At 60.1% G+C, this 24,311-nt stretch carries 23 protein-coding genes; 12 read left to right on the top strand and 11 right to left on the bottom strand.

The window, feature by feature from the left end; translation table 11 throughout:
- Positions 1-413 precede the first annotated feature (413 nt).
- From ppa to EQV90_RS03865, 7 genes are all read right to left on the bottom strand, one after another.
- Positions 414-941 (bottom strand): inorganic diphosphatase, encoded by a 528-nt coding sequence (gene ppa, locus EQV90_RS03895; RefSeq protein ID WP_003444254.1) that lies wholly within the window; start codon positions 939-941, stop codon positions 414-416.
- A gap of 113 nt (positions 942-1,054) precedes the next feature.
- Positions 1,055-1,876 carry a M90 family metallopeptidase gene (locus EQV90_RS03890; RefSeq protein WP_160626694.1) on the bottom strand — a complete coding sequence of 274 codons (822 nt, stop codon included), beginning with the start codon at positions 1,874-1,876 and terminating at the stop codon, positions 1,055-1,057.
- Positions 1,877-1,891: 15 nt separating this feature from the next.
- Positions 1,892-2,539, bottom strand: coding sequence for a DedA family protein (locus tag EQV90_RS03885; protein ID WP_003444252.1), 648 nt, complete (start codon positions 2,537-2,539; stop codon positions 1,892-1,894).
- Between the two features lie 247 nt (positions 2,540-2,786).
- The gene (gene eutC, locus EQV90_RS03880; protein ID WP_010655463.1) at positions 2,787-3,596 is read right to left on the bottom strand and encodes an ethanolamine ammonia-lyase subunit EutC; all 810 of its coding nucleotides are present in this window, start codon (positions 3,594-3,596) and stop codon (positions 2,787-2,789) included.
- 2 nt (positions 3,597-3,598) lie between these two features.
- Positions 3,599-4,999 carry an ethanolamine ammonia-lyase subunit EutB gene (locus EQV90_RS03875; RefSeq protein ID WP_240877763.1) on the bottom strand — a complete coding sequence of 467 codons (1,401 nt, stop codon included), beginning with the start codon at positions 4,997-4,999 and terminating at the stop codon, positions 3,599-3,601.
- 52 nt (positions 5,000-5,051) lie between these two features.
- The gene (gene eat / locus EQV90_RS03870; protein ID WP_003444246.1) at positions 5,052-6,500 is read right to left on the bottom strand and encodes an ethanolamine permease; all 1,449 of its coding nucleotides are present in this window, start codon (positions 6,498-6,500) and stop codon (positions 5,052-5,054) included.
- Between the two features lie 162 nt (positions 6,501-6,662).
- A complete protein-coding gene (locus EQV90_RS03865; protein WP_003444244.1) occupies positions 6,663-8,183 on the bottom strand; it encodes an aldehyde dehydrogenase family protein in 1,521 nt (506 codons plus the stop codon).
- A 347-nt stretch (positions 8,184-8,530) separates the two neighbouring features.
- Between EQV90_RS03865 and EQV90_RS03860 the strand changes: the two genes are divergently transcribed.
- The 4 genes from EQV90_RS03860 to EQV90_RS03845 all read left to right on the top strand — a co-directional run bounded on the left by EQV90_RS03860 (position 8,531) and on the right by EQV90_RS03845 (position 12,785).
- Positions 8,531-10,417 carry a sigma-54-dependent Fis family transcriptional regulator gene (locus tag EQV90_RS03860; protein WP_160626699.1) on the top strand — a complete coding sequence of 629 codons (1,887 nt, stop codon included), beginning with the start codon at positions 8,531-8,533 and terminating at the stop codon, positions 10,415-10,417.
- A 112-nt stretch (positions 10,418-10,529) separates the two neighbouring features.
- Positions 10,530-11,879 (top strand): UDP-N-acetylmuramate:L-alanyl-gamma-D-glutamyl-meso-diaminopimelate ligase, encoded by a 1,350-nt coding sequence (mpl, locus tag EQV90_RS03855; RefSeq protein WP_003444238.1) that lies wholly within the window; start codon positions 10,530-10,532, stop codon positions 11,877-11,879.
- Positions 11,876-12,505 carry a flavin prenyltransferase UbiX gene (ubiX, locus tag EQV90_RS03850; RefSeq protein WP_003444235.1) on the top strand — a complete coding sequence of 210 codons (630 nt, stop codon included), beginning with the start codon at positions 11,876-11,878 and terminating at the stop codon, positions 12,503-12,505. Before mpl ends, ubiX begins: the two co-directional genes overlap by 4 nt.
- The gene (locus tag EQV90_RS03845; RefSeq protein WP_003444232.1) at positions 12,498-12,785 is read left to right on the top strand and encodes a YceK/YidQ family lipoprotein; all 288 of its coding nucleotides are present in this window, start codon (positions 12,498-12,500) and stop codon (positions 12,783-12,785) included. Before ubiX ends, EQV90_RS03845 begins: the two co-directional genes overlap by 8 nt.
- Before the next feature lie 93 nt (positions 12,786-12,878).
- On the opposite strand, the gene EQV90_RS03840 is transcribed toward EQV90_RS03845, so the two are convergent.
- Positions 12,879-13,520, bottom strand: coding sequence for an oxidoreductase (locus EQV90_RS03840; protein WP_127196869.1), 642 nt, complete (start codon positions 13,518-13,520; stop codon positions 12,879-12,881).
- A 53-nt stretch (positions 13,521-13,573) separates the two neighbouring features.
- Positions 13,574-15,265 carry a C13 family peptidase gene (locus tag EQV90_RS03835; protein ID WP_240877762.1) on the bottom strand — a complete coding sequence of 564 codons (1,692 nt, stop codon included), beginning with the start codon at positions 15,263-15,265 and terminating at the stop codon, positions 13,574-13,576.
- Positions 15,266-15,437: 172 nt separating this feature from the next.
- Here EQV90_RS03835 and EQV90_RS03830 point away from each other — a divergent pair, with 172 nt between their 5' ends.
- From EQV90_RS03830 to EQV90_RS03820, 3 genes are read left to right on the top strand one after another with little or no spacing between them, the layout of a single operon-like run.
- Positions 15,438-15,800, top strand: a complete 363-nt coding sequence (locus EQV90_RS03830) for a CidA/LrgA family protein (RefSeq protein ID WP_003444223.1) — start codon at positions 15,438-15,440, stop codon at positions 15,798-15,800.
- Positions 15,797-16,513 carry an LrgB family protein gene (locus tag EQV90_RS03825; protein ID WP_003444217.1) on the top strand — a complete coding sequence of 239 codons (717 nt, stop codon included), beginning with the start codon at positions 15,797-15,799 and terminating at the stop codon, positions 16,511-16,513. The genes EQV90_RS03830 and EQV90_RS03825 overlap by 4 nt, the downstream gene beginning before the upstream one ends.
- Positions 16,514-16,523: 10 nt before the next feature.
- Positions 16,524-17,126, top strand: a complete 603-nt coding sequence (locus EQV90_RS03820; protein ID WP_003444214.1) for an LON peptidase substrate-binding domain-containing protein — start codon at positions 16,524-16,526, stop codon at positions 17,124-17,126.
- A 13-nt stretch (positions 17,127-17,139) separates the two neighbouring features.
- On the opposite strand, the gene EQV90_RS03815 is transcribed toward EQV90_RS03820, so the two are convergent.
- Positions 17,140-18,456 carry a bifunctional DedA family/phosphatase PAP2 family protein gene (locus tag EQV90_RS03815; protein ID WP_060781719.1) on the bottom strand — a complete coding sequence of 439 codons (1,317 nt, stop codon included), beginning with the start codon at positions 18,454-18,456 and terminating at the stop codon, positions 17,140-17,142.
- A 78-nt stretch (positions 18,457-18,534) separates the two neighbouring features.
- Positions 18,535-19,212 carry a DNA-3-methyladenine glycosylase gene (locus tag EQV90_RS03810; RefSeq protein ID WP_127196873.1) on the bottom strand — a complete coding sequence of 226 codons (678 nt, stop codon included), beginning with the start codon at positions 19,210-19,212 and terminating at the stop codon, positions 18,535-18,537.
- A gap of 176 nt (positions 19,213-19,388) precedes the next feature.
- On the opposite strand from EQV90_RS03810, the gene EQV90_RS03805 reads away from it, so the two are divergent.
- From EQV90_RS03805 to mrdA, 5 genes are all read left to right on the top strand, one after another.
- Positions 19,389-20,660 (top strand): glutamate-5-semialdehyde dehydrogenase, encoded by a 1,272-nt coding sequence (locus tag EQV90_RS03805; RefSeq protein WP_003444207.1) that lies wholly within the window; start codon positions 19,389-19,391, stop codon positions 20,658-20,660.
- A 25-nt stretch (positions 20,661-20,685) separates the two neighbouring features.
- Positions 20,686-21,351, top strand: coding sequence for a nicotinate-nucleotide adenylyltransferase (nadD, locus tag EQV90_RS03800; protein WP_165878380.1), 666 nt, complete (start codon positions 20,686-20,688; stop codon positions 21,349-21,351).
- Positions 21,352-21,422: 71 nt separating this feature from the next.
- Entirely contained in the window at positions 21,423-21,917 is a 495-nt protein-coding gene (gene rsfS, locus EQV90_RS03795) for a ribosome silencing factor (protein ID WP_003444202.1), read from the top strand.
- 9 nt (positions 21,918-21,926) lie between these two features.
- Positions 21,927-22,394 (top strand): 23S rRNA (pseudouridine(1915)-N(3))-methyltransferase RlmH, encoded by a 468-nt coding sequence (gene rlmH / locus EQV90_RS03790; protein ID WP_003444191.1) that lies wholly within the window; start codon positions 21,927-21,929, stop codon positions 22,392-22,394.
- A gap of 12 nt (positions 22,395-22,406) precedes the next feature.
- A complete protein-coding gene (gene mrdA, locus EQV90_RS03785; protein ID WP_003444190.1) occupies positions 22,407-24,299 on the top strand; it encodes a penicillin-binding protein 2 in 1,893 nt (630 codons plus the stop codon).
- Positions 24,300-24,311 lie beyond the last annotated feature (12 nt).

The raw sequence follows: 24,311 nt of genomic DNA, 5'->3' as shown, positions 1-24,311 counted from the left end.
GGAAGCTGATGGATGAAAAAAGAAGTCACAAGAACAAAAGTAAGCTGAAACCCTTGATCTAGCAAGGCCATCGCGATTTTCACTAGATGGGAGTGGCTTTCAAAAAGGTATTAAAAAGCCGGCTTGTGGCCGGCTTCTCGGGGGCGGGTTTGGCTTATTTTTGGTAAGCCGTACTCGCCTTCAATTTAGACATCCAGGCCCTGAGTGTCAGGGGTGGGGCGTGGCGGCTTATTGCTGCCTTGCCTGCAATCCGGCCTGCTCGATGCAGGGCGCGGTGCTTATGTGGCGCGAATCATACTGGGATTCAATGTCGTTTCCCAGCGAAAACAGCTCAATTTTCAGGCATAAAAAAACCTCGGCGAACCGAGGTTTTGGTGTGAGCCAAGCCTGCTGCAACGCAGGCCGGGGTTCACTTAGCCTTTGTAGGCCGCTACCGACTTCATGATCTCGGTACGGGCTGCTTCTGCATCGCCCCAACCTTCGATCTTCACCCATTTGCCTTTCTCGAGATCTTTGTAGTTCTCGAAGAAGTGCTGGATTTGCTGAATCAGCAAAGGTGGCAGGTCGGTGTACTCTTTCACGTCAACGTACAGCTGGGACAGCTTGTCGTGAGGGACTGCAACGACTTTGGCATCGCCACCGCCGTCGTCGGTCATGTGCAGGATGCCAACCGGACGGGCACGGATTACCGAACCTGGCGCTACCGGATAAGGGGTAACAACCAGCACGTCGAGGGGATCACCGTCGTCAGCCAGGGTGTTAGGGATGAAACCGTAGTTGGCTGGGTAGAACATCGGGGTTGCCATGAAGCGGTCAACGAACAGGCAGTCGCTGTCTTTGTCGATTTCATATTTGATCGGCGCGTGGTTCGCCGGAATCTCGATGGCGACGTAGATGTCATTCGGCAGGTCTTTGCCAGCCGGAATCTTGCTGTAGCTCATTGGGCGGTGCCCCCGTGTATAGGCCAGTTTACTTGGCCGATTTGGCCAAAAAGTGGCGGCGATTATAGGCGTATTCCGCTAACGCCGTCACGTCTGGCCGGTTTAGTGGTGCGTCACGACCGGTTAACGGACCCTCGGTACTCGGGGTGCCCGCTTTGTAGCGTTTGCAGCCGGGTCAGCGGGTCTTGCCGGTAGAACAGGCTGAGCTGCTGGTACACCTTGGGGTAGGCGTGGGTCAGCAGGTCCGGTGCGCTGAAGAAGTATTCGCTGGTGACCGCGAAGAACTCTGCCGGGTTTTCGGCCGCATACGGATCAATGGGCGCGTGAGCCGGGTCGTGGTGATCGAGGTAGTGATTGAGATGGTCGTAGGCTTGTTGCATGGCCTCGGTCCAGTCGCCCAGGTGCATGCTGCTGTGCAAGGGCGGCATGCCATTGGCGGCACCATTGAGCATGTCGAGTTTGTGCGCCAGTTCGTGAATCACCAGGTTGTAGCCTTCCCAGCCGCCACTGGACAACACGCCAGGCCAGGCCAGCACCACCGGGCCATGTTGCCAGGCCTCACCGCTGTGGGTGCCTTGCCATTCGTGCTCGACTCCACTGGAGTCGCGATGACGCTGGGGGCTGATGAAATCATCGGGGTAGAGCACTATTTCGTGGAAACCCTGATACCAGTCCAGTTCGCCCAGGTTGAGCAGCGGCAGCTGTGCCTGGGCGGCCAGCAACAGGCGGCCTGCATCGGTGAGTTCAACCCCGGGCATGGGGGTCAGGTGTTTTTCTTGCAGAAATAACACGCTGTGCTCACGCAGCCATTTGTCCTGGGCGTCGTCCAGCCCGTCGAGAATACTCAGGTGCTGGCGCACGTCATGCCATACGTTTGCCGCGACCGGGTGTTGCGCCAGAATCCGCTGGCGCCGCCATTCACTCAGAGACCACATGCGGGCGGCCCCCTATCAGGCTTTGGATGGGCTGCGGCCCATGCGGCTGCGGATCACACCAATGATCATCGGTACCAGAGACAGCAGGATGATGCCCACTACCAGCAACGACAGATTGGACTTGATGAAGGGCACGTTGCCGAAGAAGTAGCCCAGGGTTACCAGGCCGCCGACCCAGAGGATGGTGCCGAAGACACTGAACATCAGGAAGCGCGGGTAGAACATGTGTGCCACGCCGGCAACAAAAGGCGCAAAGGTGCGGAAGATTGGCAGGAAGCGCGCCATGGTCACGGTTTTACCGCCATGACGTTCGTAAAAATCGTGGGTCTTTTCCAGGTAATCGCGGCGGAATATTTTCGAGTTCGGATTACTGAACAATCGCTCGCCGGCGGTTCGTCCTATGACGTAGTTGGTGCTGTCGCCCAGAATTGCCGCCACCATCAGCAGGCCGCCCAGCAATACCGGGTCCATGCCACCGCCCGCAGCCACTGCGCCGGCAATGAACAGCAGGGAATCACCCGGCAGGAACGGCATGACCACCAGGCCGGTTTCACAGAAGATCACCAAAAACAGGATGGCGTAGATCCACACCCCGTAATCTCTTACCAGCATGTCCAGGTACACATCGAGATGCAGGATAATGTCGATCGGGTTGAAATCCATGTAAAGCACCTGTGCTGATGACCCGGCTCTGCAGGTCCGTGCGGGAAAGGGAAGGGTATTTAACTACAAGAGATGTAGTTTTTTCGTACATCTCTTAAAAAAGCGGATTATACGGATTGGTGCAAGTCTTGTTGGTTGAGTTTGTAGCGAGGCGTGTATTGGCTCGCAGCGGCTGGCTAATCAACCCTGGGAGCGAGCGTGCCTCGCCAAGCACACCGCTCGCTCCTACAGAGTCATGGCCCAGTGTTTATTCACCCTTGAGCAGGAAATTCTCGCTGGGGGCCGCTGATTCTATGGTGTGTACCTGTGCTTCGTCCTTCAGGTTGACCCCCGACAATTGCCGACGACAGGCTTCACGCATCAAGTAAACCAGGCGATGGGCGGCCATGGCGTAGCTCAGCCCTTCGAGCCGCACGTTAGAGATGCAGTTGCGATAGGCATCGGTCAGGCCGATCTTTGGCCCGTAGGTGAAGTACAGACCGAGACTGTCTGGGGAGCTGAGGCCGGGGCGTTCGCCGATCAGCATCACCACCATTTTGGCACCCAGCAGTTCGCCGATTTCATCGGCGACGGCGACCCGTCCTTGCTCCACCAGAATCACCGGTGACTGGCTCCAGTTTTCAGTGGCCGTTTGCTCCTGCATGCGGGCCAGAAAGGGCAGGGTGTGGCGATGAACCGCCAGCGCCGATAGCCCGTCGGCTACCACTATGGCGACATCGATCGCGCCAGGATGAGCCAGGGCGTAGTCGCGCAATTGCTGCGCCGAGTCGTCGTCAAGTTTGCGCCCCAGATCCGGCCGTTGCAGATAGCTGTGGCGATCAATGGCGGCGCTGTGCAGCAGCAGCGTTTGCTGTCCGCGCTCGGCAAGCTGGCTGCTCAGCCCTGCGTGGTCAAACGGCAAATGCACCGCATCCCGGGCCTGGGCGTGGGCAAACTGAAAATCCAGCTGGGCCCCGGTGGGCATGCTGGTGCCGGTGCGGCCCAGGGCAATGCGCGCCGGGGTCAGGCGGCGCAGTTCCAGCCAGGGGTTGAGACTGTCGGTGGGGGTAGTGGCCATGTTCAGCGTCCTCCCAGATGAGCCAGTGCCTGGCGAAATGCCGGCGGCAGTTGATGGCCGAATTCGATGCGGCCATCGGTCTGGGTGAAAATCCCGATCTTGCTCAGCCATTGCTCGAACTCGGGGGCAGGTTTGAGATCCAGGGTTTTTCGCGCATACAGCGCGTCATGGAACGAGGTGGTCTGATAGTTGAGCATGATGTCGTCCGAGCCCGGAATGCCCATGATGAAGTTGATCCCGGCCACACCCAGCAGGGTCAGCAGGTTATCCATGTCGTCCTGGTCGGCTTCGGCGTGGTTGGTGTAACAGATGTCGCAACCCATCGGCACGCCCAGCAGCTTGCCGCAGAAGTGGTCCTCAAGCCCGGCGCGGATGATTTGCTTGCCGTTGTACAGGTACTCGGGGCCGATAAAACCCACCACAGTGTTGACCAGAAACGGTTTGAAATGCCGCGCTACCGCGTAGGCCCGGGTTTCGCAGGTTTGCTGGTCGACGCCGAAATGCGCGTTGGCCGACAGCGCGCTGCCCTGGCCGGTTTCGAAATACATCAGGTTGTTGCCCAGGGTGCCGCGGTTGAGGCTTAAACCGGCCTCGTAGCCTTCCTGCAATAGATTCAGATTGATCCCGAAGCTGGCGTTGGCGGCTTCTGTACCGGCAATCGACTGGAATACCAGATCCAGCGGTACGCCACGGTTGATCGCTTCAATCGAGGTGGTGACATGGGTCAGCACACAGGATTGGGTGGGGATCTCATAACGCTGGATGATGGCGTCGAGCATGTTCAGCAGGTCGCAGATCGAGGCGATGCTGTCGGTGGCCGGGTTGATACCGATCATGGCGTCGCCGTTGCCGTACAGCAGGCCATCGAGAATGCTGGCGGCAATCCCCGCCGGATCGTCCGTGGGGTGGTTGGGTTGCAGGCGGGTAGAGAGCCGCCCGCGCAGGCCCATGGTGCCGCGAAAACGGGTGACCACCCGGATCTTCTGCGCCACCAGAATCAGGTCCTGCACGCGCATGATTTTTGACACCGCAGCGGCCATTTCCGGGGTCAGGCCCGGCGCCAGGGCACGCAGGCTCTGTTCGTCGGCGGCGTCGCTGAGCAGCCAGTCACGAAAACCGCCCACTGTCAGATGGCTGACGGCGGCGAAGGCGAGCGGGTCATGGCTGTCGATGATCAGCCGGGTAACTTCATCGGATTCGTAGGGAATCAGCGCTTCCTGCAGGAACCAGGCGAGCGGGATGTCAGCCAGGGCCATTTGCGCAGCGACCCGTTCACCGTCGTTGAGCGCGGCCACTCCAGCCAGGAAATCCCCGGAGCGTGCCGGGCTGGCTTTGGCCATAAGGTCTTTGAGGCTGTCAAAACGGTAAGTCTGAGTGCCTACCGCGTGAGAAAAAGTTGCCATTCAGGATGCTCCTCAACGCCAGACGCCACGCGTCTGGCGGGTTTCTCAGCGACTAGTGCAGGGCTTGCTCGGCTTTTTGGATCGCCGCGAATTCCTCTTCAGGCGTACCGGCCACCAAGTGGTGCCGACTGTAAAAAGCGAAGTAGGCAATTAATACGCCATAGATCACGGCAGCGCCAATCACAACGCGCGGGTCCACCAGGAAACCGGCCACGACCGCGACGCAAGCCAGCACCAAAGCGATGCCTGAAGTGAAGATTCCGCCCGGAGTGCGGTATGGACGCTCCATTTTGGGGCGACGAATACGCAGGGTGATGTGTGCAGCCATCATCAGCACGTAGGAAATGGTCGCGCCAAACACCGCCACCAGAATCAGCAAGTCCCCCTGGCCGGTCAGTGACAGGCCAAAACCGATGATGCCGGGGATGATCAGCGCCAGTACCGGCGCTTTGCTTTTGTTGGTTTCGGACAATTTACGCGGCAAATAGCCGGCACGGGACAGGGCGAAGATCTGACGCGAATAGGCGTAAATGATCGAGAAGAAACTGGCGATCAAACCGGCCAGGCCCACCAGGTTGACGAAACTGCCCATCCAGGTTGAGCCGCCATAGGCCTTGCTCAGTGCTTCAACCAGCGGGTTGCCCGAGGCCATCAAGTGGTGCGCGCCCGCAGCGCCGGGGCCGATGACCAGAATCAGCAGGGCAAAGGTGACGAGTACCAGCATGGCGCCGATCAGGCCGCGAGGCAGATCGCGCTTAGGGTTTTTGGTTTCTTCGGCGGCCAGCGGCACGCCTTCGACGGCGAGGAAAAACCAGATCGCATAAGGGATTGCGGCCCACACGCCGACATAGCCGAATGGCAAGAAGGTGCTGGCGCCTTTGGCCTCGGTAACCGGAATATCCAGCAGGTTGGCGACGCTGAAGTGCGGCACCATCGATACCAGGAACACGCCCAGGGCAATCGCGGCCACGGCGGTGATGACAAACATCAGTTTAAGGGCTTCACCCACGCCGAAAATGTGAATGCCGATAAAGATGATGTAGAACGCCAGATAGATCATCCAGCCGCCAATCCCGAACAGCGACTCGCAATAAGCGCCGATGAATACGGCAATCGCCGCGGGGGCGATGGCGTATTCAATCAGGATCGCGGTGCCGGTCAGGAACCCGCCCCACGGCCCGAATGCGCTGCGGGCAAAGCCATAGCCGCCGCCAGCGGTGGGAATCATCGATGACAGTTCGGCCAGCGAAAAGCACATGCACAGGTACATGGTGGCCATCAGCAATGTGGCGATGAACATTCCGCCCCAGCCGCCCTGGGCCAGGCCGAAGTTCCAGCCGGCGTAATCGCCGGAGATGACATAGGCCACACCCAGGCCCACCAGCAGGACCCAGCCGGCAGCGCCTTTTTTCAGTTCGCGTTGTTGAAAATATTCGGAGCCGACCTTTTCAAAGTCGACCGAGGAAGCTGACGCCGGAGCGCCAATGGGTTCGCTAGGCATGTGAGTGCACCTGTTCTTTTATAGTTTGGAAAATATGACAGGGAGCAAAGCAAGAGCTGGGCCATGGGGCCTGATGTAGAGCGGCTTGCTCTGTAGGAACGAGCTTGCTCGCGAGCTTTTAACGGCTCGCGGGCAAGCTCGCGCCTACGGAGGTCAGAGAGGTTAGAAGAAGCCCAGCGGGTTGATGTCGTAGCTCACCAGCAGGTTTTTGGTCTGCTGATAGTGGTCGAGCATCATTTTGTGGGTTTCACGGCCGACCCCGGACTTTTTGTAGCCGCCGAACGCGGCGTGGGCCGGGTACAGGTGGTAGCAGTTGGTCCAGACGCGACCGGCCTTGATGGCGCGGCCCATGCGGTAGGCGCGGTTGATGTCGCGGGTCCACAGGCCGGCACCCAGGCCGAACTCGGTGTCGTTGGCAATCGCCAGGGCTTCGGCTTCGTCCTTGAAGGTGGTGATGCTGACCACCGGGCCAAAAATTTCTTCCTGGAACACACGCATTTTGTTGGTGCCCTTGAGCAGCGTCGGCTGGATGTAGTAGCCGGTTGCCAGGTCGCCTTCGAGCTTGGCTACCTGGCCGCCGGTCAGCAGCTCGGCACCTTCAGCCTTGGCGATTTCAAGGTAAGACAGAATCTTGTCGAACTGCTGCTCCGAGGCCTGGGCGCCAACCATGGTGTCGGTGTCCAGCGGGTCGCCGCGTTTAATCGACGCAACCTTCTTCATCACCACTTTCATGAAGTCGTCGTAGATCGATTCCTGAATCAGCGCGCGGGAAGGGCAGGTGCACACTTCGCCCTGGTTGAAAAATGCCAGCACCAGACCTTCGGCCGCCTTTTCAATGAAAGTCGGTTCGGCCTGCATGATGTCGGCGAAGAAGATGTTCGGCGACTTGCCGCCCAGTTCAACGGTGGAAGGGATGATGTTCTCGGCGGCACATTTCATGATGTGCGAGCCCACCGGGGTCGAGCCGGTGAAGGCGATTTTGGCGATGCGTTTACTGGTGGCCAGCGCCTCGCCAGCTTCTTTGCCGAAGCCCTGCACCACGTTCAGCACGCCCGGAGGCAGCAGATCACCGATCAGTTCCATGAACACGGTGATGCTCAGCGGGGTTTGCTCGGCCGGTTTGAGCACGATGCAGTTACCGGCAGCCAGCGCCGGAGCGAGTTTCCAGGCGGCCATCAGCAGCGGGAAGTTCCACGGAATGATCTGCCCGACCACGCCCAGCGGTTCGTGGATGTGATAGGCCACGGTGTTGCCGTCGATTTCGGCCGCGCTGCCTTCCTGGGCGCGGATGCAACCGGCGTAATAACGGAAATGGTCAGCTGCCAGGGGGACGTCGGCGTTCAGGGTCTCGCGTACCGCCTTGCCGTTGTCCCAGGTTTCGGTCACGGCCAGCAGTTCGAGATTCTGTTCGATACGATCGGCAATTTTAAGCAGCACCAGCGAACGGGCCTGAACCGAGGTCGAGCCCCAGGCGTCAGCAGCGGCATGGGCGGCATCCAGGGCTTTTTCGATGTCTTCTGCTGTTGAACGCGGGAATTCGGCGATGGGTTTGCCGTTCACAGGCGAGGTATTGGTGAAGTACTGGCCTTTGACGGGCGCCACGAATTCGCCGCCGATGTAGTTGCCGTAGCGGCTCTTGAACGAGACGACAGAGCCTTCGGTACCGGGTTGTGCGTAACGCATGGGGAGTGTCTCCTGGCTTTATTGTGCTTATGGGAGGACGCGCTGTGGCGTTGTCATATGCAAGAGCAAAGGCCGGGCCATATTGTCTGCAGGGCTCTAGGCTGGGGCTCACATGGATATAGGGGCAGTAGGGGTGGCAGTCGCTGTCACGGGCTCGATACAGTTGCCGTGACACTTTGTACCAAAACAGGTGCAGATGATGACCGACGGGTCAGTTGGCGATTGCAAAGCCCGGCCGGCAAGCAGATGCTGAGTGTTCGGTCTGGACCTGGATCCATGTTGGCGAAGAGGGTAAATGTGCCCCTGCCGGACATGAGACCGCCGATACAGCGCGGAGAATAATAAGAATGCACAGCAGTGATTTAAGCCGGCACGCCCGGCAGGTTCTCGATGTCACCCAGGGCCGCCCCCAGGGGTGCGACCCTTCTATCGTCCGTTCCTGGCAGCGCTGCCTGGAGGACTACCACCTCGATCCCGCACAAACCATTGCACCGACGGTGCTGGAGCACGGGCGCATTCTGGAAGGTCGCGAGCGTTTGCAGCAGGTGCTGCAAATCGCCGGGCACGAGATGAACAGTCTGCATCAGCAACTGTCGGGGGCCGGGCACGCGGTACTGCTGACCGATGCCCGCGGGGTCATTCTCAACTGTGTAACGGCGGCGACCGAACGCAAAGTGTTCGAGCGGGCCGGGCTGTGGCTGGGAGCTGACTGGAGCGAGGCCCGCGAGGGTACCAACGGAATTGGCACCTGTGTCGTGGAACGCCAGGCCTTGACCATTCATCAGGACGAACATTTTCGTGGCCGCCATACCGGGCTGACCTGTTCGGCAAGTCCGGTATTCGATCCCCAGGGCGAATTGCTGGCGGTGCTGGACGTGTCCTCGGCGCGGCATGACGTTTCGCGCCAGAGCCAGTTTCACACCATGGCCCTGGTCAACCTCTCGGCGCGGATCATCGAAAACAGTTATTTTCTGCGGCACTTCGAAAACCAGTGGCTGCTGCGCTTTCACCTGCAGGCCGAGTCGGTGGGGCTGTTCAGTGAAGGCATGCTGGCGTTCGATGGCGACGGCGCCATCTGCGCAGTCAATCAGAGCGCCCTGAATTTGCTGGGGCATGAGCGGGGCGGTCTGCTGGGGTTAACAGTCGACAGCCTGTTCGATTGTCCACGGGACGAACTGTTCGCCCGTGCCAGCACCCAGGCCAGCACCAACTGGCCCCTGCGCACCCGCGACGGTCGCCGCTTGTATGCGGCGGTGCGTGGTCAGCCGCGCAGCGTGCCGTGCGCGGTCAAGCCGCAGGCCGAAGCCGTGGTGCCCCGGGTGAGTAGCATTTGCCTGGGGGACCAGGCCCTGCAGACCGATTTTCGTCGTGCCTTGCGGGTGTTCGAGCGGGATGTGCCGTTATTGATCAATGGCGAAACCGGTTCGGGTAAAGAAGCCTTTGCCAAAGCGGTGCATCAGGCCAGCTTGCGTAACGGCAAAGCATTCGTCGCCCTCAATTGTGCGTCGATCCCCGAAAGCCTGATCGAAAGCGAGCTGTTCGGTTATCGCGGCGGCAGCTTTACCGGAGCGCGCAAAGAGGGGATGCAGGGCAAATTGCAGCAGGCCGATGGCGGCACCCTGTTTCTGGACGAGATTGGCGATATGCCCCTGGTGCTGCAAACACGTCTCTTGAGAGTGCTGGAAGATCGCCTGGTGGTACCGATTGGCGGTGAACCGCTGGCAGTCAATGTGCGCATCATCAGCGCCACGCACCGCAACTTGCAGGAACGCGTGGCTGACGGCAGTTTTCGCGAAGACTTGTATTACCGTCTCAATGGTCTGGAGATCGGTTTGCCGGCGTTGCGCGAGCGCAGTGACAAGTCGCAGTTGCTGGATTTTCTCCTGGCCGAAGAAGCGGCTGACCAGCACCTCGTGCTCAAGCCAGCGGCACGCCAGGCTTTGCTGGATTTTCAGTGGCCGGGCAACGTCCGCCAACTGCGCAACGTGTTGCGCACTCTGGCGGCGTTGTGTGAAAACCAGACGATCGAGTTCGATGACTTGCCCATGGCCATTCGCCAGGCCCCCGCCACGGTTGCCGTCCCCTGTGCGCAGCCGTTGGAAAACGCTGAAAAACTGGCCCTGCTCGAGGTGCTGGAACTGCACCGCTGGCATATGACCCATGCCGCCGTGCAGCTGGGGATCAGTCGCAATACGCTGTACAGAAAGCTGCGCAAGCACGGGATAGAGCGATAGCTTATTTTGCGGGAGCCGGCCGGGCGGCTCCCGCAAAAGACGGCATTTGAATCATCAGGTGCGAAAAACAACCCCCTGCGATACCCTTCGCCGATGATTTTCGAGGTCGACTATGCACATTCATATTCTTGGTATTTGCGGCACTTTCATGGGTTCGCTGGCTGTTCTGGCCAAAGAACTGGGTCATCACGTTACCGGTTCCGACGCTAACGTCTATCCGCCAATGAGTACCCAGCTGCAAGCTCAAGGCATTGAGTTGACCCAGGGCTATGATCCGGCCCAGCTCGACCCGGCACCCGATCTGGTGGTGATCGGCAACGCGCTGTCCCGTGGCAACCCGGCCGTCGAATACGTGCTGAACAAAGGCCTGCCTTACGTATCGGGCCCGCAATGGCTGGCCGATCACGTGCTGCAAGGCCGCTGGGTACTGGCTGTGGCCGGCACCCATGGCAAAACCACCACCAGCAGCATGCTGGCCTGGGTTCTGGAGCATGCGGGCATGGCCCCGGGCTTCCTGATCGGTGGTGTGCCGCAAAACTTTGCGGTGTCGGCCCGTCTGGGTGATACGCCGTTCTTCGTGGTCGAGGCCGATGAGTACGACAGCGCCTTCTTCGACAAGCGTTCAAAATTTGTGCATTACCGTCCGCGCACCGCGATCCTGAATAATCTTGAGTTCGATCACGCGGACATCTTCCCGGACTTGCCGGCCATTGAGCGCCAGTTCCATCACCTGGTGCGCACCATCCCGAGCGAAGGCCTGGTGATTCATCCCACCACCGAGCCGGCCTTGCAGCGCGTGATCGAGATGGGCTGCTGGACCCCGGTGCAAACCACAGGCGATGCCGGCCAATGGCAGGCCAAACTGCTCAGCGAAGACGGTTCGCGCTTTGAAGTGTTGTTTGAAGGCAGCGTTCAAGGCACCGTCGAGTGGGACATGACCGGCCAGCACAACGTGGCCAATGCCCTGGCGACCCTGGCGGCGGCACGCCATGTGGGTGTGGTGCCAAGCCTGGCGATTGACGGATTGAGCGCGTTTAAAAGCGTGAAACGGCGGATGGAGAAAGTCGCTGAAGTTCACGGCATCACCATCTACGACGACTTTGCCCACCACCCGACTGCCATTGCCACGACCCTTGATGGTCTGCGCAAACGCATCGGCGACGCGCCGCTGATTGCCGTCATCGAGCCGCGCTCCAACTCCATGAAACTGGGCGCCCATCGCGACGGCTTGCCGCAAAGTGTGGTGCAGGCCGATCACGTGGTCTGGTATGCCCCGGCCAATCTGGGCTGGGATCTGGCGGCGACGGTGGCCTCAAGCCCTGTGCCGACTCTGGTATGCGATTCGCTGGAGGCGATCATTGCCGAGGTCAAGCGCCATGCCAAACCCGGTACTCAGGTGGTGATCATGAGCAACGGCGGCTTTGGCGGCCTGCACGGCAAATTGGCGGAAGCCCTGCAATGAGTGGCCCGGAACGCATCACCCTGGCGGTAACCGGTGCCTCTGGCATGCAATACGCGCTGCGCCTGCTCGATTGCCTGGTGCGGGAAGACCGTGAGGTGCATTTCCTGATTTCCAAGGCCGCGCAATTGGTGATGGCCACTGAAACCGATGTCAGCCTGCCGCCCAAGCCACAGGCCATGCAGACTTTTCTGACCGAATACACAGGAGCTGCCGCCGGGCAGATTCGCGTCTACGGCAAGGAAGACTGGATGTCACCGGTGGCGTCAGGCTCCGGGGCACCGGCAGCCATGGTGGTGGTGCCCTGTTCTACGGGGACGCTGTCGGCCATTGCCACCGGCGCCTGCAACAACCTGGTTGAGCGGGCTGCGGATGTCACGCTCAAAGAGCGCCGGCAGCTGATTCTGGTGCCCCGAGAGGCGCCGTATTCCAGCATCCATCTGGAGAATATGCTCAAGCTGTCGAACATGGGGGCGGTGATACTGCCCGCCTCGCCGGGCTTCTATCACCAGCCACAAACCATCGATGACCTGGTGGACTTTGTGGTGGCGCGAATTCTCAACCTGCTCAATATCCCGCAAGACATGCTGCCACGCTGGGGCGAGCACCATGTGGGCGGCGATGAGTAAGGTTGTGCTGCTGATGCTTGCGGCTATGCATGTCTGTGGTTGCGCCAGTGTTCGCACGCTGGACGCGGCCAAACCGGGGGCGCCGATTGTCTATTCCGGCACCCGACTGGACATGTACGCGTTACAGGGCGGGTGCTGTGCGATGGACCGCTTTGGTGCCGATGCCCCGCGCTACCCGGGGCTGGACCTGCCAGCCAGCGCATTGCTCGATACGCTGCTGTTGCCCTTGTCGGTGTTGACGGTGCTGGGTGTGGGCTATCAGGCCAGCGGTGGTTTGTAGTCGCTGCCAAAGGCTGCTGGCTCTGTGCTGCGCAGGACTACGCCCCCCCGGTTTTATAAAGCTCGCAGCCTTTGGCAGCGACCACAGGGCGGATTATTTACCCAGCCTTCTCAGTTCATCGGACTCGACCACCCGCACCCCATCCTGCTCTTCCAGGGCCAGGCGCCATAGGGCACGAGCCAGCTGGCAGGCCTCGATACCGTGGTATTTGCCCGGGATCAGTCTGGACAGGGGCGCCGCCAGCTGCTCCGCCAAACGCGGTTCTGTACGCTCACCGATCAGCAGCGACGGGCGGGCAATGGTCAGCTGCGGCCAGCCCTGGGCGCGCAATGATTGCTCCATCTCGCCTTTGACCCGGTTATAGAACACCGACGATTTAGGATCGGCCCCTATCGCGCTGAGCACTATCAGGTGCCGTGCCCCCATTTCCCGTGCGCGTTTGGCAAAGGCTACGACCATGTCATGATCGACCGCACGGAAGGCTTCTTGCGAGCCCGCCTGCTTGATGGTGGTACCCAGGCAGCAAAATGCGATATCGACCTGTCCGCTCAGCTCTGGCAGAAACACCGACGGATCGCCCACCGGATTTTCCAGGTGCGGATGTTTGGCCAGTGGTCGCCGTGAGGGCGCAAGTACTCGGGTGATGGTGGGTTCGTTAAGCAACCGGTCAAGCAGATGTTCGCCGGTAAGACCGGTAGCTCCTGCAAGCAGGATGTGCTGAGGCGTCAAGTACATGCGTGGTTCTCCCTTGATACATCCAGCTTAGTCTTAGTTAGCTGACTTGCAGTTCATTCAGGTGACTGCAAGGCCTGTTTTGCCTGTTGCTGGCGCAAGCGTTGCCAGTGCGCCAGGACACCTTTTGGCGCCCATATCTGCGGCTCGGAGGGCTCGTAGCCGTCAGTCTGCTCGCGCTCGGCGATATAACCCCTGGCCAGTTTGAAAGCTTTTTCCAGGTCGTCGGTCTGATTCAGCGCCTGAGCGAACAGGGCATTGCCGAAGTAAGTGAAGTCGGCTTCTTCCGAGCAGCCAAAAGACACGCGGTCGGCCCGGGATGCGGTCATGATCAGGGTTTTGTCATCTTTGAGCGCCGGGATAAACCCGCCGGAGTAGCAGGATGAAATCACGATAATCTTGTCCCGGTTTTTCAGCGGAGCCAGGGCTGCGGCCAGTTCGTCGGCAGGCAGGTCTGCCAGCTCCAGGCGCGGTTGATCCAGCACCAGTTCATGCTCCTGGGTGCCGTGACTGGTGAGGTAGATAAACACCAGGTCTTCGGGGCCGGTACGCTCGGCCAGGGTTTTGGCTGCGCGGTGCAGGTTTTCGCGGGTGGCCATGGGCTGGTCCAGCAGATGGTCGCGATGGTTCACCAGGTTGATCTGGCCGTGGCTGCCGAAGCGGGTGGCGAGCATGTTGTTGACGTATTCGGCTTCACGCATGAACACACTTTGCTTGCCGTCGCCCGCCAGCACCAGACTGTATAGCTCTACGTCGGGGGTCGACGCAGGTACTGCATCCAGAGCGTCTTTGAGCAGCGTTCCCTGATTGAGCAGGCCCAGTTCCAGCGGGTCGGGCAGCAGGTTGCCATTGGCATCGCGTACCCGTTGTCCGTTAAGCCAGTAGCCGCTTTCGACGGTGCCATCGGCCAGGGTCAGGGTGCCATGCCCCTGATAGGTGTCCGCGGCAAATTCACCGATATAGCTGCTGCCGTCGGCCATGCTCAGGTGGCCGGGGCCATTGAACCGCCACTCATTGAACATGCCGCGATAGTGCGAGCCATCAATGCCGATCAGCTCGCCCTTGCCGGTCAGGGCGCCATCTTTGAACTCGCCGATCCAGACATCGCCGTCAGCGTTTTCATAGCGGCCTTTGCCGTTCAGTTGATTGTGTTTGAATGCGCCTTCGTACTGGTCGCCATCGGCACTGTTGAACACGCCGTTGCCTTCCAGCTCGCCATTGACGAACTGGCCGCTGAATTCATTGCCGCTGGCATCGCTGCGCTTGCCTTCGCCGTTGGGTTTGCCGTGGGCGAACTGCCCCTGGTACTGGCTGCCGTCTTCAAGTTCAAGATGGCCAACGCCGGAGAACTGATCGTCCTTGAACTCGCCGCGGTAGCTCATGCCACCTTCTTTGAGCGTGCCCTCACCCTCGCGCCGGCCCTGCTTGAAGCCGCCGACATAGGTGCTGTCATGGGTGGTCAGGCTGCCCTGGCCGCTGTACTGGCCCTGTTCGAAGCCACCGCTATAGACGTCGCCGTTGCTGGCGTGCCATTCACCCTGACCGTGCCACAGGCCATTTTTGAAATCGCCGGTATACCAACTGCCATTCGGGTAGTCGATACGGCCCTGACCTTGCAATAGCCCGTTGACCACTTCGCCTCGATAGCGGCCGCCATCAGGCAGGCGTGCGTCGGGAGGCATCAGCGATTCGCCGTCTCCGCAGGCCGTCAACAGCAGGGTCAAAGCAAGGGGGGCAAGTGGGCGCATAGCGGGATCCGGATAGTTAGGCTTGCGAGTATGCCGTAGCAAGGAGAGCCGCTCTATAGGGCTGGATGAAACATCCTGGTAATTGCGTGACCATCGCCATGGTTTGGCAATGCCGGCTTGTGAGGGGACGTGCTTATAATGCGACGCAAAAAATATTTGCTGGAGAAGTGAGATGTTGTTACGCGGCTTGACGTGGCTGGTGCTGTTTCAATTGCTCGGTACTGCCCTTAATCACTTGTTCGTCCCCGTGTTGCCCGGCCCGATTATCGGTCTGTTGCTGCTGCTGGTATTTTTGCTGCTGCGCGGCCAGGTCGGCGAACCCCTGAGCCAGGCGGCCAGCAGTTTGTTGCGCTACCTGCCGCTGCTGCTCGTCCCTCCTGCCGTCGGAGTCATGGTGTATGCCGCCGATATCGCGGCTGATTTTTGGGCCATTGCCGGTGCCCTGGTGCTGTCACTGCTGATCTCTATGGCGTTTGTCGGTGTGCTGATGCAGCGCTTGCTCAAGGGGCACAGTCACCCCGGGGAGCGGCCATGAACCTTGAGTGGCAGGGCGCCTGGGCGTCGGTAATCCATCACCCGCTGTTTGGCATCGGGATTACCCTGGGCGCTTATCAACTGGTGCTGGCGGCCTATGAAAAAACCCGCTGGATTTTCCTGCAGCCGGTGTTGGCGTCGATGTTGCTGGTGATCGGGGTCCTGGTCAGTTGCGGTCTGAGTTATGTCGAGTACCGTAAAAGCACGGAAATCCTCAGCATCCTGCTTGGCCCGGCCACTGTGGCGCTGGCGGTGCCGCTGTATCTGAATCTGCGGCGAATCCGTCAACTGTTCTGGCCCATTTTTACTACGCTGGTGATTGGCGGAGTCCTGGCCACCGGACTGGTGGTTTTGCTGGGCTGGTGGTTTGGCGCCGAGCATATGATGCTGATGACCCTGGCGCCGAAGTCGGTTACTTCGCCGATTGCGATGCTGGTCGCAGAACAGATCGGCGGTGTTGCGCCCCTGGCGGCGGTATTTGTGCTGATTACCGGAGTAATCGGCGCGATAGTCGGCCCCGGGCTGTTGCGGCTTTTGCGGGTGCATAGCCCTGAGGCCCGGGGTATGGCGCTGGGCATGACCGCACACGCGGTGGGCACCTCGGTCGCGTTGCAAGAAGGCGAGGAGTGCGGCGCTTTTGCAGCGCTGGCCATGAGTCTGATGGGCGTAGGTACGGCGGTTTTCCTGCCGTTGGCTGTAACCCTGGTTGTCTAAGGAAAAATATATGAGCTTGCCGCTGTTTCCATTGAACACCGTGCTGTTTCCGGGCTGCGTGCTGGACTTGCAGATTTTCGAGGCGCGCTATCTGGACATGATTGCCCGTTGCATGAAGCAAGGCACGGGTTTTGGTGTGGTGTGCATCCTGGAAGGCGGCGAGGTAGGAGAGGCGCCCCAGGATATCGCCCGGATTGGCTGTGAAGCGCTGATTCGCGATTTTCAGCAGCAGGACAACGGCCTGCTGGGGATACGGGTCGAGGGCGGACGGCGCTTTGAGGTGTTGAGCACCGAGCTTCAGGGCAATCAGTTATTGCTGGCCGAGGTCGACTGGCTGGACGAGCTTCCCGAACAGCCGCTGGAGCACGAAGACCAGGACCTGCTGGCATTGCTCAAAGCCCTGGCGGAACACCCGATGGTGGCTGCGTTGAACATGAGCACTGAAGTGCCGGGTCAGCAGGCACTGGCAAACCAGTTGGCCTACCTGCTGCCCTTTGCCGAACAGGACAAGCTCGAACTGCTGCAGGTCGATGACCCGCAGCAGCGTCTGGACGGGATTCAGGTGCTGCTCGACGAGATGCAGAGCGAGGCGCTGGGCGAAACCCTGATGTAGGCGTCGGGCTGCATCAATAGGTGTAGCGCAGCAACTCGCGGGACAAGTCGTGCAGCATGAAAAAGCCATACAGAGCAACGATTGCCGGCAGGATCAGCCACCAGATCTTCTGCGGTATCGGCTGCAGCGGCATGTAGCGCTGGCTCAGCGCCAGGGCAAAAGCGTTGACCAGGATGGCGAGCAGGGCGCCGGCCATGATGTCGGTTGGCCAATGGGCCCCCAGATACACCCGCGACAGCGCCACGCTGATCGCCAGCAAGCAGCCCAGCAGGACCCAGGTAATGCGCATGCGCTGGGGTTGTTCGCGCCCGGCCAGAATCGCCAGGGCGATAAAAAACGCAAATGAGCCGGAGCTATGGCCGCTGGGCATGCTGTAGGTGGTCAGCGGATCCACCAGCACTTCGGGGCGCATGCGGGCAAAGAAGTGTTTGGTGGCGGTGTTGGCCAGGGCCGTAAACAGCGTCACCCCGCCAAAAAAGATCATCGCCCGCCACTGTTTTGTGACCAGCAGCAATCCGCAGAGCAGCGCCGCGGCCACAAACTGGGTGTGGAAGTTGCCTATTTGCGTGACCAGCACGGCGCCGAGATCCATCGCGCTGCTGCGATGCTCCTGCAGCAGCGCACTGATGCCACGGTCAAAAGCGCCCATGTACGGATAGCCCGCGAACACCGCGATCAGCAGCGCCAGACCCAGGGCGCCGATCAATAACGTGGCTTTGGGTTGGCGGCGGATGCTGGCATTGATGCTCAGCCCCAGCAGTGCAGCCAGGCCCGCGGCGACGATGGCTGCTTGCGGCCAGAACCCTTCAGGCAACGGCAGGCGAATCGCGGCCCCTGTTGCCCAGCCCGGCAGCAGATAGGCCACCGACCAGCCAGCCCCGGCCAGCAGGCTGACAATGATGAAGCGCGGGACCGGCATGTCGCACATGCCTGCCACCATGGGCAGCATAGGACGCAGCGGGCCGATGAAGCGTCCGACCAGCAGGCTGGCAATCCCGTAGCGTTGAAAATAGCCTTCGGCGCGGTTTATCCATTCAGGATGGTGGCGCAGCAAGGGCAGGCGCCGGATGTTTTGGTGGAAACGTCTGCCCAGGACGTAGGACACAACGTCTCCGGTCAGACCTCCGAGCAGCCCCAGCAACAATGTTTCACCCAGTGACATCGCGCCATTGCCTGCCAGAACGGCGATCGCGAACAGCAATATGGTGCCCGGAATGATAAAGCCGATGATCGCCAGGCATTCAAAGAACGTCACTAAAAATACGGCAAGGCCCAGCCATTGCGGGTTGGCCGTTAACCAGCCGGTCATGCTATCGAGCCATGGGCCCATGCTAAAACTTCCTTTTTAATCGTTGTTTCAATCGTCTGCAGATGCGAGCTCTGCGTTGCTGTGTTGAACAGCTTGCTCCTACAGAGGGGGCGGGTTTTCCAACACTATATAGTCGCGCCCCTCAACCTGGCCGCGGCGCAGTGGGTTGCGGGTGCAGTACGCGGTGTAGTCGGCATCGACAAATCGGTACAGCAAATGCTCGTCCCGGCCATGGGGTATGCCCAGGCGGGTGGTTTGAATGATCTGCGACGGCACCTCTGAGACGTCATCGACCCGTAAACGTTCGGGATCGAAACATTTTGCATCCCAGTCAGGTACTTTCAGCCCCAGTGCTTTGCACAGCAGGGTTTGCCCCGCGCAGAGTTTCTGGTCCGGGCGTGGCCGACCCTGGGTGTCAGGGTTGTTGAGTCGCATCCGGGCCAGGCTGGCCGGGCCGGACAACGGGTCCTGCCAGGGGTAGGCCGACTTGATCAGTACCGCGTTGCCGGGGCCCTGGGCACTGAAGTTCAGCGAGTCGCCGCCCCGTGCGTAGTACATATAGATGTGGCCACCATCGAAAAACAGCGCCTTGCGCTTTTCGGTGTAGCCCAGGGACGCGTGGCTGCCCTTGTCTGCGCAGTAATAGGCTTCGGTTTCGATGATCCGCGCGCTAAGCCACAAACCGTCAACCCGGTGACGAATGACTTTTCCCAACAGTTCGCGAGCGAGCAGCTGGGCGTCGCGATTGAAAAAAGTATCGGGCAACGTGATTGGCATCTTCAGGGCGGTCAGCAGATGGCTAAAAAGTCGCCAATCATAGCAAGGGATGCTTAATCGGGGCTGAACACTGTGTATTTACGGCCGATTTCGACCATCCGCCTGTCACCGCTGTGCGTGAGACGGCGCGACAGCTATAATCGGCCGCTTTCCTCCCTGCCAAGACCCTTGAGACCATGACTGAGTCCGTTCTTGACTACATGACCCGCCTGGGTCGCGCTGCTCGCGAAGCCTCCCGCGTGATCGGTCGCGCCAGCACGGCGCAGAAAAACCGTGCCCTGCACGGCGCTGCCGACGCCCTGGATGCGGCCCGTTCGGAGCTGGTTGCGGCCAACGAACTGGACCTGGCCGCCGGCCGGGCCAATGGCCTTGAGCCAGCCATGCTGGAGCGCCTGGCGCTGACCCCTGCCCGAATCGACAGCATGATTGTCGGTTTGCGTCAGGTGGCAAGCTTGCCGGACCCCGTCGGGGCCATTCGTGACATGAGCTATCGCCCCTCGGGTATCCAGGTGGGCAAGATGCGCGTGCCGCTGGGAGTAGTCGGAATCATCTACGAGTCGCGTCCGAACGTGACCATCGATGCCGCCAGCCTGTGTCTCAAGTCGGGCAATGCCACCATTCTGCGTGGCGGCTCCGAGGCGATTCACTCCAACCGTGCGATAGCCATCTGCATCCAGCGAGGTCTGGCCGAGGCCGGACTGCCGCCGGCAGTGGTACAGGTGGTTGAAACCACCGACCGGGCTGCGGTCGGCGCGCTGATCACTATGCCCGAGTACGTGGACGTGATTGTGCCCCGTGGCGGCAAAGGCCTGATCGAACGGGTCAGCCGTGATGCCAAGGTGCCGGTCATCAAGCACCTTGACGGCATTTGCCATGTCTATGTCAGTGCCCGCGCTGATCTGGCCAAGGCCCAGCGCATCGCGTTCAACGCCAAGACCTACCGTTACGGGATCTGCGGGGCGATGGAAACCCTGCTGGTGGATCAGACCGTCGCTGCGCAGTTTTTGCCGGCAATGGCCGAACAGTTCCGCACCAAGGGCGTCGAGCTGCGCGGTTGCGAACGTACCCGGGCGTTGATCGACGTGCTGCCGGCCACCGAAGATGACTGGAGCACCGAGTATCTGGATGCGATTTTGTCGATCCTGATCGTCGACGGTCTGGACCAGGCAATTGAGCACATCAATCACTACGGCTCCCATCACACCGACTCGATCGTCACCGAACATCAGGGCGACGCCCGGCGTTTTATGGCCGAAGTCGACTCCAGTTCAGTGATGCTCAACACCCCGACCTGCTTCGCCGATGGATTTGAGTACGGATTGGGTGCGGAGATTGGCATTTCTACTGATAAGCTGCACGCCCGCGGCCCGGTGGGTCTCGAAGGTCTGACCTGCGAGAAGTACATTGTGGTCGGTGACGGTCAGCTGCGCGGCCAGGAGCCGGTCTGACTTGGTTGACCTCAGTCCGTTAGTGGTGGCCCCGGCCATCGGCCTGTTACCCCTGCGCATTGGCGTTCTGGGTGGCACCTTCGATCCGGTGCACATCGGGCATTTGCGCGGTGGCCTGGAAGTGGCCGAAATGATGCAGCTCGATGAGTTGCGTCTGACTCCCAACGCCAGGCCGCCACATCGCGATACGCCCCAGGTGTCGGCGCTCGACCGTTTGGCGATGGTTGAGTGTGCTGTCGCTGGAGTAGCTACGCTGGTAGTGGATTCCCGGGAGCTGCAACGGGACACGCCGTCCTACACCATTGATACCCTGGAACTGATGCGGGCCGAGCTGGCCGCTGATGACCAGTTGTTTTTACTGCTGGGCTGGGACGCTTTTTGCGGCCTGCCTACGTGGCACCGCTGGGAGGATTTACTCCAGCATTGCCATATCCTGGTGCTACAGCGCCCGGATGCCGACAGCGAACCGCCGGATGCCTTGCGCAACCTGCTGGCAGCGCGCTCGGTGAGCGACCCGCTGGCCCTGAAGGGGCCTGGCGGACAGATTGCATTCGTCTGGCAGACGCCGCTCGCGGTATCCGCCACCCAGATCCGTCAACTGCTGGCCAGCGGTAAGTCGGTACGTTATCTGGTGCCCGACGCGGTCCTGGCCTACATCGATGCGCACGGACTTTACCGTGCGTCGAACTGAAAAGGCGCGTTTCAAGGCACGATTCAACGTGTATTGAAACGCCCGAACACATGAGCAAAACGAGTTTTTATATGACGAACAAAGACGTAAGCAAAGTAAAGCGCACAGGCAAAGCCAAAAGCGCTCCGCTGCCAGTTGAAAAATTCACCGGTGAGCCACTCAAGGGCGAAAAACTGGTTGAAGTAGCCGTTGCCGCTCTGGAAGACGTTAAAGGTCAGGACATCCAGATCATCGACGTGCGTGACAAGCACAGCATCACCGATTTCATGATCATCGCTACCGGTACTTCGAACCGTCAGATCGGCGCGATGCTGGACAAGGTTCGTGAGGCCGTCAAAGCGCTGGGCGTGAAGCCATTGGGCGAAGAAGGCAAGGGCGACAGCGACTGGGTCCTGCTGGATATGGACGACGTGATCGTGCACATGATGACTGCCAGTGCCCGTCAGTTCTACGACCTGGAACGCCTGTGGTCTGGCGCAGAACAGAGCCGTGCCCTGAACGCTGCTCACCACAGCCCGGAAAACACCCACGAGCACTTCATCAAGCTCAACAAAGACCAGGAATAAGGGTTCGTTGTGCGCTTGCGTCTGATCGCTGTCGGTTCGCGTATGCCCAAGTGGGTGGAAGAGGGTTGGCATGAATATGCCAAGCGTCTGCCATCCGAGCTGGCGCTTGAACTGGTAGAAATACCGCTCAATACCCGCGGCAAGAATGCTGACGTGGCTCGTTTCATCCGTCAGGAAGGCGAGGCCATGCTGGCCAAGGTCGGCCCGGGGGAGCGAATCGTTACGTTGGAAGTCCACGGCAAGCCGTGGAGCACCGAGCAGCTGGCGGTTGAGCTCGACCGCTGGCGCCTGGACTCGCGCACGGTGAACTTCATGGTCGGCGGCCCCGAAGGGTTGGCGCCTGAAGTTTGCGCGCGCGCCGATCAGCGCTGGTCGTTGTCGCCCTTGACGTTGCCGCACCCGTTAGTACGGATTCTGATTGGTGAACAGTTGTATCGCGCCTGGACAGTGTTGTCCGGGCACCCTTATCACAAATAGTCAGCGTCCCGAATGTCTCAGCCGATACGCCTCAAAGACCACGAGAAAGACGCACGCCTGGTGCGCGGACGAGTCGTGGTCGGCGCAATTGCGGTGGTGGTACTGATTTGCGTCCTGCTTGCACGCCTGTATTTTCTGCAGGTGGTGCAGTACGAGTACCACTCGACCCTGTCGGAAAACAACCGGGTGCATGTGCAGCCGATTCCACCGACCCGCGGCCTGATCTTTGACCGCAATGGCGTAGTGATCGCGGACAACCGTCCCAGTTTCAGCCTGACCATGACCCGTGAGCGTTCGGGCGATTCGCAGCAGGTGCTCGACGTTATCGTTGAAGTCCTGCAGCTCACGCCGGAAGATCGTGCGTTGTTTGAAAAACGCATGAAGCAGGGGCGCCGGCCGTTTGAGCCAGTGCCCATTCTGTTTGAGCTGAACGAAGAGCAGATCGCCCGGATTGCCGTGAACCAGTTCCGCCTGCCCGGGGTTGAGGTGGTTGCGCAGCTGGTACGGCATTACCCGCAAGGCGCGCACTTTGCGCACTCGGTGGGTTACATGGGGCGGATCAACGAGAAAGAGCTTAAAACCCTCGATCCGGTCAATTACAGCGGCACCCATCACATCGGCAAAACCGGTATCGAACGCTTCTATGAAGCCGAGCTGCACGGTCAGGTGGGTTACGAAGAAGTTGAAACCAACGCCCGGGGTAGGGTATTGCGGGTGTTAAAGCGCACCGACCCGATTCCCGGCAAAGACATCGTGCTCAGCCTCGATATCAAGCTGCAAGAGGCGGCCGAAGAAGCACTGGCCGGTCGGCGCGGGGCGGTAGTTGCCCTGAATCCGATGACCGGTGAAGTGCTGGCCATGGTCAGTCAGCCAAGCTTTGACCCCAACCTGTTTGTCACCGGCATCAGCTTCAAGGCCTATGCCGAGTTGCGCGATTCGATTGACCGCCCGCTGTTCAACCGCATCTTGCGCGGCCTGTACCCGCCGGGCTCGACCATCAAGCCGGCAGTAGCGATTGCCGGTCTGGACAGTGGCGTGATCAATGCTTCGACCCGGGTCTACGATCCGGGCTATTACCAGTTGCCCAATTACGATCACAAGTACCGTAACTGGAACCGCACCGGTGATGGCTATGTCGACCTGGACACCGCGATCATGCGGTCCAACGACACCTATTTCTATGATCTGGCCCACAAGCTGGGCATCGATCGTCTGTCGACCTACATGAACCAGTTCGGTATCGGCCAAAAAGTCTCCCTCGACATGTTCGAAGAGTCGGCTGGCCTGATGCCGTCCCGGGAGTGGAAGCGCGCGACCCGGCGTCAGGCCTGGTTCCCGGGCGAGACCCTGATTCTGGGGATTGGTCAGGGTTATATGCAGTCCACGCCTCTACAGCTGGCGCAGGCGACTGCGCTGATTGCCAGCAAGGGCAAGTGGATTCGCCCGCACCTGGCCAAAACCATTGAGGGCGTGGCGCCGGTCGATCCTAACCCGATGCCCGATATCATTCTTCGCGACCCTTCCAGCTGGGCCAAGGTCAGTCACGGCATGCAGCAAGTGGTGCACGGTGCCCGCGGCACTGCGCGGGTAGCAGGCGTCGGGGCGCAATACCTGATTGCCGGCAAGAGTGGTACGGCGCAGGTCGTGGCGATCAAGCAGGGTGAGAAGTACGACCGCTCCAAGGTTCAGGAACGTCACCGTGACCACGCCTTGTTTGTCGGCTTTGCCCCGGCCAACAACCCGCAAATTACCGTCTCGGTCATGATTGAAAACGGTGAGGCGGGCAGTCGGGTTGCCTCGCCGGTGGTGCGTAAGGTCATGGATGCCTGGTTGCTGGATGCTGACGGCAAGCTCAAACCCGAATACGCCAGCCCTTTAAAGGCAGAGGTTACGGCCAATGATTAGTAATTTTGACCG

It is taken from the genome of Pseudomonas sp. TMW22089 (assembly GCF_022496645.1).
Lineage (GTDB): Bacteria > Pseudomonadota > Gammaproteobacteria > Pseudomonadales > Pseudomonadaceae > Aquipseudomonas > Aquipseudomonas paraversuta.
The sequence above is the reverse complement of the archived record's forward strand: the minus strand, read 5'-3'. Positions and strand labels throughout refer to the sequence as shown.